This is a genomic window from Streptomyces sp. GLSS-08 (genome assembly GCF_056387915.1).
Window position 1 is genome coordinate 56,635 of the sequence record NZ_JBWJAQ010000025.1, and the last position, 13,311, is coordinate 69,945.

General features: G+C 71.7%; 12 protein-coding genes. 6 read left to right on the forward strand and 6 right to left on the reverse strand.

Going from position 1 to position 13,311, the window contains the following annotated elements:
• Both AC0ZLC_RS30575 and AC0ZLC_RS30580 read left to right on the forward strand, forming a co-directional pair.
• Positions 1–1,179 carry a dipeptidase gene (locus AC0ZLC_RS30575; RefSeq protein ID WP_476755180.1) on the forward strand — a complete coding sequence of 393 codons (1,179 nt, stop codon included), beginning with the start codon at positions 1–3 and terminating at the stop codon, positions 1,177–1,179.
• 166 nt (positions 1,180–1,345) lie between these two features.
• A complete protein-coding gene (locus AC0ZLC_RS30580; RefSeq protein ID WP_476755181.1) occupies positions 1,346–2,473 on the forward strand; it encodes a dipeptidase in 1,128 nt (375 codons plus the stop codon).
• A gap of 21 nt (positions 2,474–2,494) precedes the next feature.
• On the opposite strand, the gene AC0ZLC_RS30585 is transcribed toward AC0ZLC_RS30580, so the two are convergent.
• A complete protein-coding gene (locus tag AC0ZLC_RS30585; protein ID WP_476755182.1) occupies positions 2,495–2,890 on the reverse strand; it encodes a VOC family protein in 396 nt (131 codons plus the stop codon).
• A 14-nt stretch (positions 2,891–2,904) separates the two neighbouring features.
• Positions 2,905–3,264, reverse strand: coding sequence for a VOC family protein (locus tag AC0ZLC_RS30590; RefSeq protein ID WP_476755183.1), 360 nt, complete (start codon positions 3,262–3,264; stop codon positions 2,905–2,907).
• 98 nt (positions 3,265–3,362) lie between these two features.
• Between AC0ZLC_RS30590 and AC0ZLC_RS30595 the strand changes: the two genes are divergently transcribed.
• Positions 3,363–3,863, forward strand: coding sequence for a CGNR zinc finger domain-containing protein (locus tag AC0ZLC_RS30595; RefSeq protein ID WP_476755184.1), 501 nt, complete (start codon positions 3,363–3,365; stop codon positions 3,861–3,863).
• A 112-nt stretch (positions 3,864–3,975) separates the two neighbouring features.
• On the opposite strand, the gene AC0ZLC_RS30600 is transcribed toward AC0ZLC_RS30595, so the two are convergent.
• Positions 3,976–5,319 carry a UDP-glucose dehydrogenase family protein gene (locus AC0ZLC_RS30600; RefSeq protein ID WP_476755185.1) on the reverse strand — a complete coding sequence of 448 codons (1,344 nt, stop codon included), beginning with the start codon at positions 5,317–5,319 and terminating at the stop codon, positions 3,976–3,978.
• 185 nt (positions 5,320–5,504) lie between these two features.
• On the opposite strand from AC0ZLC_RS30600, the gene AC0ZLC_RS30605 reads away from it, so the two are divergent.
• Positions 5,505–6,662, forward strand: a complete 1,158-nt coding sequence (locus AC0ZLC_RS30605) for an acyl-CoA dehydrogenase (RefSeq protein WP_476755186.1) — start codon at positions 5,505–5,507, stop codon at positions 6,660–6,662.
• Positions 6,663–6,735: 73 nt separating this feature from the next.
• On the opposite strand, the gene AC0ZLC_RS30610 is transcribed toward AC0ZLC_RS30605, so the two are convergent.
• Entirely contained in the window at positions 6,736–8,016 is a 1,281-nt protein-coding gene (locus AC0ZLC_RS30610) for an LCP family protein (RefSeq protein WP_476755187.1), read from the reverse strand.
• A gap of 108 nt (positions 8,017–8,124) precedes the next feature.
• Between AC0ZLC_RS30610 and AC0ZLC_RS30615 the strand changes: the two genes are divergently transcribed.
• The gene (locus tag AC0ZLC_RS30615) at positions 8,125–8,685 is read left to right on the forward strand and encodes an acyl-CoA thioesterase (RefSeq protein WP_476755188.1); all 561 of its coding nucleotides are present in this window, start codon (positions 8,125–8,127) and stop codon (positions 8,683–8,685) included.
• 166 nt (positions 8,686–8,851) lie between these two features.
• Here AC0ZLC_RS30615 and AC0ZLC_RS30620 read toward each other — a convergent pair whose 3' ends face one another.
• Entirely contained in the window at positions 8,852–10,324 is a 1,473-nt protein-coding gene (locus AC0ZLC_RS30620; RefSeq protein WP_476755189.1) for an LCP family protein, read from the reverse strand.
• 125 nt (positions 10,325–10,449) lie between these two features.
• Between AC0ZLC_RS30620 and AC0ZLC_RS30625 the strand changes: the two genes are divergently transcribed.
• Positions 10,450–11,478 (forward strand): glycosyltransferase family 2 protein, encoded by a 1,029-nt coding sequence (locus AC0ZLC_RS30625; RefSeq protein ID WP_476755190.1) that lies wholly within the window; start codon positions 10,450–10,452, stop codon positions 11,476–11,478.
• Between the two features lie 65 nt (positions 11,479–11,543).
• Here AC0ZLC_RS30625 and AC0ZLC_RS30630 read toward each other — a convergent pair whose 3' ends face one another.
• The gene (locus AC0ZLC_RS30630; protein ID WP_476755191.1) at positions 11,544–13,259 is read right to left on the reverse strand and encodes an LCP family protein; all 1,716 of its coding nucleotides are present in this window, start codon (positions 13,257–13,259) and stop codon (positions 11,544–11,546) included.
• Between the last annotated feature and the right edge of the window lie 52 nt (positions 13,260–13,311).

The following is a 13,311-nucleotide window of genomic DNA, read 5'->3' on the forward strand; positions in this document are numbered from 1 at the left end:
ATGTCCGCCCCGGACCTCGCGCGCGAACTGCTCGCCGACTTCCCCGTGGTCGACGGGCACAACGACCTCCCCTGGGCGCTGCGCGAGCAGGTCCGCTACGACCTCGGCGCCCGTGACCTGGCCGCCGACCAGAGCGCCCACCTGCACACCGACCTGGCGCGGCTGCGCGCGGGCGGCGTCGGCGCGCAGTACTGGTCGGTGTACGTGCGCTCGGACCTGCCGGGCGCGCTGACGGCGACGCTCGAACAGATCGACTGCGTACGGCAGTTGATCGCCCGTCACCCGCGGGACCTGCGCGCCGCGCTGACCGCCGCGGACATGGAGGCGGCGCGCGCGGAAGGCCGTATCGCCTCGCTGATGGGCGCCGAGGGCGGGCACTCCATCGACAACTCCCTCGCCGCGCTGCGGGGGTTGTACGCGCTGGGCGTCCGCTACATGACGCTCACGCACAACGACAACATCGCGTGGGCGGACTCGGCGACGGACGAGCCGGCCGTGGGCGGCCTGTCGGCCTTCGGCCGCGAGGTCGTCCGGGAGATGAACCGCGAGGGCATGCTCGTGGACCTCTCGCACGTGGCGGCCACGACGATGCGGGACGCGCTCGACACCAGCGCCGCGCCCGTGATCTTCTCCCACTCCTCCGCGCGGGCGGTGTGCGACCACCCGCGCAACATCCCGGACGACGTCCTGGAGCGGCTGCCCGCCAACGGGGGAGTGGCGATGGTGACGTTCGTGCCCAAGTTCGTCCTCCAGGCGGCCGTCGACTGGACGGCCGCGGCGGACGACAACATGCGCGCGCACGGCTTCCACCACCTCGACACCACCCCCGAGGCGATGAAGGTCCACCGCTCCTTCGAGGAGACGGCCCCGCGGCCCGTCGCGACCGTCTCCACCGTCGCCGACCACCTGGACCACATGCGCGAGGTCGCCGGCGTCGACCACCTCGGCATCGGCGGCGACTACGACGGCACGGCGTTCACCCCGCAGGGCCTCGACGACGTCTCCGGTTACCCGAACCTCGTCGCGGAACTGCTGGACCGCGGCTGGTCCCGCGCCGACCTCGCCAAGCTGACCTGGCAGAACGCGGTACGCGTGCTGGGCGCAGCCGAGGACGTGGCCCGCGACCTCCGGGCGAGCCGCGCGCCGTCGAACGCCACCCTGGAGCAGCTGGACGGCTGAGCGCCGGGACGGACGGGGCACGGCGGGGGGACGTACCCCGTCGTGCCCCGCGGTACCCCGCCCGCCGTGCCGCGCCGTACCCCCGAACGCCCCGTCCACCAGGAAGCCCACCGGCCCCCGTGCGACGGTGACCGTACTGCGATCACGCTGACGTACGGAGCCGGCCATGGCAGACCTCCAGGACGACCTGCACTTCACCGCCGAGGTGGGCGGACTCGACCGGACCGCCGCACGCCCCGGGACCGGAACCGGACCGGAGCTCCGCACGGAGGAGGCGGCCGCCTCCTCCGAAACGCTGGAACGCGCCCACGCACTGCTCACCGAACACCCCGTCGCCGACGGCTACACCGGCCTGCCCTGGGCGCTGCGCCACCTGCACTGGTACGACCTGGAGCTGGGGGAGAGCGCCCTCGACACCGACGTGCCGCGGCTGCGCGCGGGACACGTGGGCGCGCTGTTCTGGTCGCTGCACCTGCCGGAGGGGCTCACCGGTGACCGGGCCGTCGGGGCGACCCTGGACCAGCTGGACCTGGTGAAGACGGTCGTCCAGGGCCACCCGGAGGGCCTGCGGCTCGCGTACAGCGCGGGCCAGATCACCGACGCCCGCCTCTGCGGCCGCATCGCCGTGCTGCTCGGCCCCGCCGGAGCCCCCGCCATCGGCGACTCCCTGGGCATTCTGCGTGCGCTGCGCGCGCTGGGGCTGCGCTTCCTCACGCTCTCCGGCACGTCCTGGGCCGGCGAGACGGGCCTGACCCGGTTCGGCGAGGAGGTGGTCCGCGAGATGAACCGGCTCGGCGTGCTCCCGGACCTCTCCGGCGCCTCCGACGCCACCGTCCGCCGCACCCTCGCCGTCTCCAAGGCCCCGCTGGTCTTCGTCCGGTCCGCGGCCCGGACGCTGCGCCCCCACCCGGCGAACCTGCCCGACGACGTGCTCGCCGAGCTGGGCGCCGCCCACGGGCTGTGCCTGGTGCCGCTGACGGCCGAGCAGACGGGGCCCTCCGTCGGGGACGTCGCCGACCACCTCGACCACGTGCGCGCGGTCGCGGGCCCCGAGTGCGTCGGCCTCTCCGGGACCTACGACTCGGGAGCCGCGCACCCGCGGGACCTCGCCGACACCTCGTGCTACCCGCGGCTGATCGCGGAACTGCTGGACCGGGGCTGGCCCGAGTCCGACGTGGCCCTGCTCACCTGGGGCAACGTCCAGCGCGTGCTGCGCAACGCGGACTTCACGGCCCGCGCCGCACAGGCGCGGCGCGAGCCGTCCACCGTGAAGATCTCCGACCTGGACAGCTGAGCGCCGCCCGCGGGGGGCCGGTCACGTGGGGCCGATCCGGCAGAGGCAGAACGGATGCCCCGCCGGATCGGCGTACACCCGGAAGTCGCGCTTGCCCCCGTCGTCGTCCACGTCGAGGGGACGGGCGCCCAGCGCGAGGACCCTCTCCCCGGCCCTCTCCAGCGCCTCCTGCGTGCTGCCCGCGTCGAGGTCCAGGTGCAGCTGCTGCGAGTTGCCGTCCGCCCGCGGCCAGTCCGGCGGCGTGTGGCCCGGCGCCCGCTGGAAGGCGATCCGATGACCGCCGGGCGCCTCCAGCGTGGCCCAGGTCTCGTCCTCCTGGCTGATCTCGCCGCCCAGGACACCGGCGTAGAACTCGGCGAGGGCGCGTGGTTCGGGGCAGTCGAGCACGACGGATCGCATGCGTGCGGCGGGTGCCATGACATCCTCCTCGGTCAGCAGGCGCACAGACAGAACGGGTGCCCCGCGGGGTCGGCGTACACGCGGAAGCCGCGCGAGCGGTCCTCGGTGTCCAGCGGCTTCGCGCCGAGCGCCAGCACGCCCTTCTCGGCCGCGTCCAGGTCGCCGACGGTCAGGTCCAGGTGGAACTGCTGCGAGTCCTCGGCGGCGGGCCACCTCGGCGGTACGTACCCGGGAGCGGCCTGGAACGCCAGCGACGGTCCGCCGGGCACCAACAGGTCGACCCAGTCGCCCTCGCCCTCGACCGTCCCGCCGAGCACCTCGGCGTAGAACCCGGCGAGGGCACGCGGGTCGGGACAGTCCAGGACGACGGCACCGAGTTCGGCGAGAGCCATGCTTCCTCCTACGTCACCTGCGGAATCTGGTTACCAGTAGAATCAAGTATCCAGTAACGGTCACTGCATGCTCCCGCACGAGAGGTAACGTCGCAACCATGAATGACCGCGCGCCCGCACCCGGCGCCCTGGCCCTGGTCCAGGCACTGGTGAACACGCTGGACATCGAGTCGGGCGCCGACCTGCTGGACACGGCCGAGGGGCGGACGCCGTTCGGGCTCGGGGCGCCGGACGTGCCGGCGGCCCGCGAACTGCGCGAGTCGCTGCGCGCGGTGTGCCTGGCCCACGCCGGCCATCCGCCGCACCGCGACGTGACCCCGCTCGGCCGGCTGCTGGCCCGGGCGCCCCTGGTGGTGAGCGTGGACGGCCACGACGGCGCCGCGACGCTCACCGCCGCCGAACCGGCGCCGCTCGCCTCCCGGGTGGCCGCGGCGATCGCCCAGGCGCTCGTCGACGGCACCTGGCCGCGTCTGAAGGCCTGCGAGGCGCCGGCCTGCCACTGGGCGTATTACGACCGCAGCCCGGCCTGCCGGGGCCGCTGGTGCACGATGTCGGTCTGCGGCGCCCGCGCGAAGATGCGCCGCTACCGCGCGAAGTAGCGGCTTGTGGCCACGCCCGGCCGCGCGGCCGTGGAGAATACGGGAGGACGCCGGTCCGGCCGACTGAGCCTCGGCCGGACCGGCGTCCTTCGTGAGAGGTCCGGGTGCGTGTCTACGCGGTGGGGCGGCCCATCGCCCGGTACGTCCAGCCCGCCCGGCGCCACAGCTCAGGGTCGAGGGCGTTGCGGCCGTCGAGGACCACGCGGGCGGTGACCGCCTCGCCCAGTACCGCCGGGTCCAGCTCGCGGAACTCCCGCCACTCGGTCAGGTGCAGGACGACGTCGGCGCCGCGCACCGCCTCGACCGCGGAGTCGGCGTAACCGAGCGTCGGGAAGAGCCGGCGGGCGTTGGCCATGCCCTTCGGGTCGTAGACGGTGACCTGTCCGCCCTGGAGGTGGATCTGCCCGGCGACGTTCAGCGCGGGTGAGTCCCGTACGTCGTCGGAGTCGGGCTTGAACGTCGCGCCGAGCACGCCGACCCGCTTGCCGAGGAAGGACCCCCCGCCGAGCGCCTCCCGTGCCAGCTCCACCATCTGGCCGCGCTGGCGCATGTTGATGGAGTCGATCTCGCGCAGGAAGGTCAGGGCCTGGTCGGCCCCCAGCTCACCGGCGCGGGCCATGAAGGCGCGGATGTCCTTCGGCAGACAGCCGCCGCCGAAGCCGATCCCGGCCCGCAGGAACTTCTTCCCGATCCGGTCGTCGTGCCCGATGGCCTCGGCCAGCTTGGCGACATCGCCGTCGGCGGCCTCGCAGACCTCGGCCATGGCGTTGATGAAGGAGATCTTGGTGGCGAGGAAGGAGTTCGCCGAGGTCTTCACCAGCTCGGCGGTCGGGAAGTCGGTCACCACGAACGGCGAACCCTCGGCCACGGGCGTCGTGTAGACCTCGCGCAGCAGCTTCTCGGCGCGCTCGCTGCGGACGCCGACCACGATCCGGTCCGGGTGCAGGGTGTCCTGCACGGCGAAGCCCTCACGCAGGAACTCGGGGTTCCAGGCCAGCTCGGCGTCCTCGCCGGCCGGGGCCAGCTCCGCCAGCCGGGCCGCCAGCCGGGCCGCGGAGCCCACCGGCACGGTCGACTTGCCGACGACCAGCGCGGGGCCGTGCAGATGCGGGGCCAGCGACTCGAAGGCCGCGTCGACGTACGACATGTCGCAGGCGTACTCGCCGTGCTTCTGCGGGGTGTTCACGCAGACGAAGTGCACGTCGCCGAACGCGGCGACCTCCGCCCAGTCCATCGTGAAGCGCAGCCGCCCGCTCGACCCCTCGATGCCCGCGACGTGCCGGTGCAGCAGTTCCTCGAGACCGGGCTCGTACATCGGGACCTCGCCCCGCTGGAGCATCTCGATCTTCTCGGGCACCACGTCGAGACCCAGGACCTCGTAGCCGAGTTCGGCCATGGCCGCGGCGTGCGTGGCGCCGAGATAGCCGGTGCCGATCACGGTGATCTTGAGGGCCATGCGGTGCTCCCGTGCTTCCAGGCGGACTTCGTTCGGCAGTGCGGGCCCGAGCATAGTCGGGGCGTGACGGGGCCCCTCACCGGGCAACTTCCCCCTGTCGCCAACCTCACGTATCACTCGCGCGGGCAGACCCCTAAAATTCGGGTTACTTAACGGTAATTAGCATCCTTGGAGCGTGAGAGACCTTGGCCGGACCGGCTGATTTCGACCTGTACCGCCCGTCCGAGGAGCACGACATGCTCCGGGACGCGATCCGTGCGCTGGCCGAGGCGAAGATCGCGCCGTACGCCGCCGCGGTCGACGAGGAAGCCCGATTCCCCCAGGAGGCCCTCGACGCGCTTACCGCCAACGACCTCCACGCGGTGCACGTGCCCGAGGAGTACGGCGGCGCGGGCGCGGACGCGCTCGCCACGGTCATCGTGATCGAGGAGGTGGCGCGGGTGTGCGCCAGCTCCTCGCTGATCCCCGCGGTGAACAAGCTGGGCTCGCTCCCGGTCATCCTCTCCGGCTCCGAGGACCTGAAGAAGCGGTACATGACCCCGCTCGCCAAGGGCGAGGGCATGTTCTCGTACTGCCTCTCCGAGCCGGACGCCGGTTCGGACGCCGCTGGCATGAAGACCAAGGCCGTCCGCGACGGCGACCACTACGTCCTCAACGGCGTGAAGCGCTGGATCACCAACGCGGGCGTCTCCGAGTACTACACGGTCATGGCGGTGACCGACCCCGCCAAGCGTTCGAAGGGCATCAGCGCCTTCGTCGTCGAGAAGTCCGACGAGGGCGTCTCCTTCGGCGCCCCGGAGCGGAAGCTCGGCATCAAGGGCTCCCCGACCCGCGAGGTCTACCTCGACAACGTGCGCATCCCCGCGGACCGCATGATCGGCGAGGAGGGCACCGGCTTCGCCACGGCGATGAAGACCCTGGACCACACCCGCATCACCATCGCCGCGCAGGCCCTCGGCATCGCCCAGGGCGCCCTGGACTACGCCAAGGGCTACGTCCAGGAGCGCAAGCAGTTCGGCAAGCCGATCGCCGACTTCCAGGGCATCCAGTTCATGCTCGCCGACATGGCCATGAAGATCGAGGCCGCCCGTCAGCTCACGTACGCGGCCGCCGCCAAGTCCGAGCGCGGCGACAAGGACCTGACCTTCCAGGGCGCCGCCGCCAAGTGCTTCGCCTCCGACGTCGCCATGGAGGTCACCACGGACGCCGTCCAGCTCCTCGGCGGCTACGGCTACACCCGCGACTACCCGGTCGAGCGCATGATGCGCGACGCGAAGATCACGCAGATTTATGAAGGCACGAACCAGGTCCAGCGGATCGTGATGGCGAGGAACCTGCCGTAACCCCGTCCCGCACACGAAGGGCCCCGCCGGTCGCATCGGCGGGGCCCTTCGCGTGGGGTGGGTGGGGCGGGGCTCACTTGCCCGAGACTGTCACCTTCTCGTCGTTCTTCAGCTCGTTCACCAGGGTCTTGACCTTGGCCTTGTCCCAGACGAGGTTGCCGCCCGTGGAACCCGAGATCGGCATGTTCATGGACGTGCCGTCACCGCCGCTGACGCTCTTCATGGCCCAGAACATGTCGCCGAGGTCGAACAGGCCCATGTCCTTGTCGACGATCAGGGTGTCCAGGCCCGAGCTCATCGTCGGGTAGAGCTTGAAGGGGTTCAGGATCGTGCTCGGGGTGGCGACCTGGTTGGCCAGCGCCGAGAGGAACTTCTGCTGGTTCTTCGTACGGTCCAGGTCGCTGCCGGCGAGCGCGTACCGGGTGCGGACGAAGGCCAGGGCCTGCTGGCCGTCGAGCGTCTGCTTGCCCGCCTCGAAGTCGGCGCCGGACTTGGTGTCCTTCATGCCGCCCTTGGGGATCTCGATCTCCACGCCGCCGACCGAGTCGACGATGCCCGCGAAGCCCGCGAAGCCGATCTCCACGTAGTGGTCGATGTGCAGGCCGGTGTTGAACTCGACCGTGCGCACCAGCAGTTCCGGCCCGTCCTCGGCGTAGGCCGCGTTCAGCTTCACGTGCCGGCCCGTGCCCTTGTACGTCTTGCCGGACTCGGATCCGGTGAAGGTCGGGATCTCGACGTCGGAGTCGCGGGGCAGCGAGACCAGCGTGGAGCCGCCGCCACCGGTGTGCAGGATCATCATCGAGTCCGTGCGCTTGCCCTCCGCGGACCCGGTGTGCAGCTTCTTCTTCTCCTCGCTGGACATCCCGGCGCGGCTGTCGGAGCCGACGATCAGGTAGTTCGTGCCCTCGCCCGCCTCCGGCCGGTCGATCACCTTGGAGAGGTCGACCTCACGGTTGAGCTTGGAGTCGGCCCAGAAGTACGTGCCGACGGACACCGCGACCAGCAGCGTGACCAGCGTCAGCGCGGTCCACTTGATCCGCCGCCGCCAGTCCGGCGCGGAGCGCGGACCCCGGCTCCCGCGGCCCCCCGGGCCACCGCCGCCCGGTGCCCCGTAGACATGCCCCGTGTTGTAGCCGCTGTCGTGGTCCGGCCCCTGGTCGTGCCCCTGTCCGTCGACGTACGCGGGCTGCTGCGGCACCCCGCCGTACGGCGGCGCGGACCGGCCGGGACCGGGCGTCGCCGGACGCCGGACCTGGCGCATCACGCGCGCGCTCTCGGGCTGGGCGCTCGCGCTGCCGCCGCCGTACCGGTTGCTGCGGTTGTCGTCGGAGCGCCCATCGGGCCAATCGTTCATGCCGACCAGTGTGCAGTGCCGGACCAGGTGCCTTACAAGGTTCGGAGGAAAATAGGATCAGGGCTGTTGCCAAGCTGACACAAATCGGACCGGCTTAAGGTGGAGGCCATGACAGATCAGGTCCTCGCTCCGGAATCCGACGCTCCGGACGGCATCCCGGGAAAGCCGACATCGGCGTCCCGGACGACGCTCAGCCACATCATGACCCACGCCGACACCAACCTGTTGGGCACGGTGCACGGCGGGGTGATCATGAAACTGGTCGACGACGCCGCCGGCGCGGTGGCCGGACGGCACTCCGGCGGTCCCGCCGTCACCGCCTCCATGGACGAGATGGCCTTCCTGGAGCCGGTCCGGGTGGGCGACCTCGTCCATGTGAAGGCCCAGGTGAACTGGACCGGCCGGACCTCCATGGAGGTCGGCGTGCGCGTCCTGGCCGAGCGCTGGAACGAGTCCACCCCGGCCACCCAGGTCGGCTCGGCCTACCTCGTCTTCGCGGCCGTCGACGCCGACGGCAAGCCGCGCCGGGTGCCGCCCGTGCTGCCGGAGACCGAGCGCGACGAGCGCCGCTGCCAGGAGGCGCAGATCCGCCGCACGCACCGGCTCGCCCGGCGCCGCGCGATCGTGGAACTGCGGGAGAAGCGCGCGGCCGAGGGCCTGGACGACTGAGCCGCCCGTCGGTCCGGGTCGGGGCGCCGCGCCCCGTGCCTCCCGCCGCCGCCCCCTACGGGCGCACCACGGGTCAGGGCGCAGCGCCTCGCGGCTCCCGGCGCAGACCGCTACGGGTGCACCACGGGTCAGGGCGCAGCGCCCCGTGGCTCCCCGGCGCGGACCGCTACGGGCACACCACCTGATCGCCGGTCACCACGCCGAACTCCCCCTGGTAGGGATCCGCGGCCTTCACCCGCCGTACGCCCCGGTAGTCCGCCCCCGTGATCACCTTCAGCGTCGGACCCTGGTCCCGTACCGCCCGCAGCTCGCAGCCGGGCAGGGCGGCCGCCAGGGACCTCGCCGAGCGGTCCCAGCGCGGGTCGTAGGCGACGACGGTGCGCTTCAGGGTCCGGTCGGCCGCGTTCGAGGGCAGCCGGGTGGTGAGGAACCCGGTGCCGGCGAGGGCGCTGTCGACGCGTCCGCCGAGCCCCTCCTTCGGCGTCGCGTTCTCCACCTGGACCCGGATCTGCTGCGGCGCCACATCGACCCGCAGGGCCTTGTGCCCGGCCTTGTGCAAGGCCAGGGGCTCGTCGTCGCGGAGGGCGCGGAAGAGCTTCGCCGCCTTGGCGCCGTCCCACTTCAGGGTCGAGCCGACGCCCTTGACGGGGTACGCCATCTCGGCGATCGGCACGGTGGTGAACTCGGAGGAGGACGGCGAGAAGTTCCGCATCGCCCGCCCCAGGTCCAGCAGTTGGTCCGTGCCGAACGCCTTGTCCGCGCGCACCGAGCCGAGCACGGCGTGCGTGACGTCCCGGAACCTCATCGGGTTCAGCAGCACCCCGGACGACGTGGTCTTCTCGATCAGCGCGGCCAGGAAGCGCTGCTGGCGCTGCATCCGGCCGAGGTCGGAGGCGCTGTCGACGTGCCGGGAACGCACGTACTGAAGTGCCTGCCCGCCCCGCAGCGTGTGCGAGCCGGCCGGCAGGTCGAGCCCGGTGTACGCGTCCTTCATGGGCTGCGCGGTGCAGATCTCCACGCCGCCGAGCACGTCCACCGTCTTCATGAAGCTGGTGAAGTCGACCTCCAGATAGTGGTCGATCTTGACGTGGGTCATGTTCTCGACGGTGCGCACGGTCAGCTGCGGGCCGCCCTCCGCGTAGGCCGCGTTGAGCTTGACCGGGTGGGGTTCGTGCCGCCTTCCGGTGTTCTGGTCGGTGTGCGCGGGCGTCTCGGCGTACGAGTCGCGCGGCAGGCTGACGATGCTGGCCCGCTCCCGGTCCGCCGAGATGTGCACGATCATGACCGTGTCCGTGCAGTGGCAGGGGGCGCCGCCCAGGTGGTACTCGGTCTTCTCCTCGGGGGTGATCCGGTCCCGGCCGTCGGTGCCGACGAGCAGCACGTTCATGCCGTTGCCGCCTTCGGGGCGGTTCTTCATGTCCTTGAAGGGGTCGACCCGGGCGATGTCCGCGTCGAGGTTGGTGACCACCGCGTGCCCGATGCCGGCCGAGGCCAGGACGACCACGGAGAGCGTGGTCACCGTCCGCATGGCCCAGCGGGGCTTCTCGCGCGGTACGGCGGGCCGCTGGGAACGCGGCGGCTCCGGTGGGCGGGGCTTCGGTGCTGCGGGCGAGCGGGGCGGCGTGGGCGGCGTGGGCAAGGGGGGCCTCCGCGAGGGCCGGGCGTGGGAATCCGTGAGCACCGTAGGCCCATACGATCTGCGGCCCGGGTCCGCGCCCCCGCGGCGCGCACCGGTGTCCCCCATTCGCGGTAACGTGACGTCCGATGAGCGAGAAGTCTGACGTGCCGCCCCCCGCCGTTTCTGTGATCATGCCCGTCCTCAACGAGGAGCGGCATCTGCGCGGGGCCGTCCAAGCGATCCTGGCGCAGGAGTACGACGGCGAGATGGAGGTGGTGATCGCCCTCGGTCCGTCCTCGGACCGCACGGACGAGATCGCCGCCGAGCTCGTCCGCGAAGACCCGCGCGTCCACACGGTGCCGAACCCCACCGGCCGCACCCCCGCCGCGCTGAACGCCGCGATCAAGGCGTCCCGGCATCCGGTCGTGGTGCGGGTCGACGGACACGGCATCCTGTCGCCGAACTACATCGCGACCGCCGTCCGCCTGCTGGCGGAGACGGGCGCGCAGAACGTCGGCGGGATCATGCACGCCGAGGGTGAGAACGACTGGGAGCACGCGGTCGCCGCGGCCATGACGTCGAAGATCGGCGTCGGCAACGCTGCGTTCCACACCGGCGGTGAGGCCGGCTCCGCCGAGACGGTCTACCTCGGTGTCTTCCGGCGCGAGGCCCTGGAGCAGCAGGGCGGTTACAACGAGGAGTTCATACGGGCCCAGGACTGGGAGCTGAACTTCCGGATCCGGGAGGCGGGCGGCCTCATCTGGTTCTCGCCCGAGCTCAGGGTGTCGTACCGCCCGCGCCCCTCCGTGCGGGCCCTCGCCAAGCAGTACAAGGACTACGGGCGCTGGCGCCATGTCGTCGCCCGCTACCACGAGGGGTCCATCAACCTGCGTTACCTCGCGCCGCCGACAGCGGTGTGCGCGATCGCCGCGGGCGTGGTGGTCGGCCTCGCGGTGACGCCCTGGGGCCTGCTGGTTCCCGGCGGCTACCTCGCGGCGATCGCGCTCGGTTCGGTGCCGGCGGGCAAGGGGCTGCCGCCGAAGGCCCGGCTGCAGATCCCGGTCGCCCTGGCGACGATGCACATGTCCTGGGGGTGGGGCTTCCTCACCAGCCCGAAGGCGCTGGCGAAGAAGGTCATCGCCTCGCGCCGTCCGGCGGTGCTGAGCCCGAACTGACCCTGTCCGTCCGTGACCGGGCCCCTCTCCCGGCGTCGCCGCCGGGGGAGGGGCCCGGCTCCGTTCTAGGACGAGGTGAAGTCCGGGTTCACCTTCATGCAGGCACCGGCGTCTGCGCCGTTGAGGGCGTCCGCCGTCTTCGGGGTCTTGTTGTCGTCGGCCTTGGCCTTGTACGCCGTGCCCTCGCGCCAGTCGGCGCCGACGACGAGCGTGACGCCCGAGACGTCCGTGGACCTCTCCACCGCACTGAAGGGGACCTTCAGGGCCTTGGCGACCCGCTGGGCGTCGCCCTCCAGGTCGGCGCTGGGGTAGCGGATCACCGTCTCGTCCTCGGCTGTCGCCGTGGCCGTGTCCGCCGTCGTCCTGGCGAAGCCCTTGCCGACGAGCAACTGGCTCACGGTGCTGGCCCGCCCGGGGACCGGGGCGAGCGTGGACGTGCGTGTGCCGTTCTGCACGGTGACGCCGATCCGGTCGTCGGCGGCGGCCGGGTCCGAGGAGGCCTTGTCCCCGGCGGACTTCGCGTCCTTGCCGTCGAGCGCGATGTCCTCGCGGACGAGGCGGAACAGCTTGGTGGCGTCGTCCGTGGGTTCGACCCGCGCGCCCACGTACCGGTTGGGCATCGTGGTCATCGTGATGCGCTCCGGGGAGACCTTCTTCAGCTCGTTGCCGAGGTCGTAGAGCTTCTTCACGGTGCCGAGGCCCTCGTCGACGGTCAGCGCCCTGGTGGCCGTCTCGGCGAGCTTGCGCAGCTTGTTGGGGTTGCTGACGGTGGCGTTCTCGCGCAGCTGGCGGACCATCGAGTTCATGTACTGGTGCTGGGCCCTGGCCCGTGCCAGGTCACTGCCGTCCTCGAAGCCGTACCGGGTGCGCAGCCACTGCAGGGCCTGCTTGCCCTTGATCGACGTGGTGCCCCTCTTCAGCTTCAGACCGGAGCCATGGCCCTGGCTGTCCTTGGAGTAGATGTTGGCCTTCACGCAGACCGGTACCCCGCCGATGGCGTCCGCCATCGACACCACACCCGCGAAGTCGATCTTCATGAAGTGGTCGATGTGGATCTTGGTGAGCTTCTCCCAGGTGGCCACGGTGCAGCCCGGGCCGCCACGGCCGAGCGACTGGTTGGTCATCACCCGTCCGACGGTCGCCCGGTACACGTCCTGGTCGTCCGGGTCCGTGCACGTGGGTATCTCGACCAGGGTGTCGCGCGGCATGCTGACCACCGACATGTTCGTGCGGTCCGCCGAGAGGTGCAGCAGCATCTGCACGTCGGCGAGCGGGGTGCCGCCGAACGTGTCCCTGGCGCCGCCGAGCTTCTGGTTCTCCTTGGTGTCCCGCGCGTCCGAGCCGATCAGCAGGATGTTCAGCGGGGTCTGCCCGGCCGCGTTCGGCTTGGGCGCGGCGGCCCTGTCCTTGGCGTCGCCGATGTTCAGGTCGTCCTTCTCGATGTTGCCGTTCAGGTGCTGGTAGTAGAGATAGCCGGCACCCGCGGTGCCGAGTATCAGCAGCGCAAGAACCATCGCCGACCAGCGCAGCACACGGCGTCTGCGGCGCGGCCCGCGGTTCTCGCCGCCGGGCCGCCGGCCGCCGTGCCGTCCGCCGCGTCCCTGCGTCTCGGGGGGCGGCCCGTCGCCGTCCTTCAGAGCGGGTCCTGACTCCTCCCGGGCCGGCTCGCCGGGCTCCCGGGCCGGGTCGCCGTTCTCGTCGTTCAGACCCTCGTCCCAGGCTTCACCCGCGTGCCGGACACGTGACCGTGCCCCCTCCCCGCGCACACCGCTCTGCGCCATACCCCTGCCTCCCCACCCTGCACCTGACGAACGGGCCCGTCCCGCGTCCGGT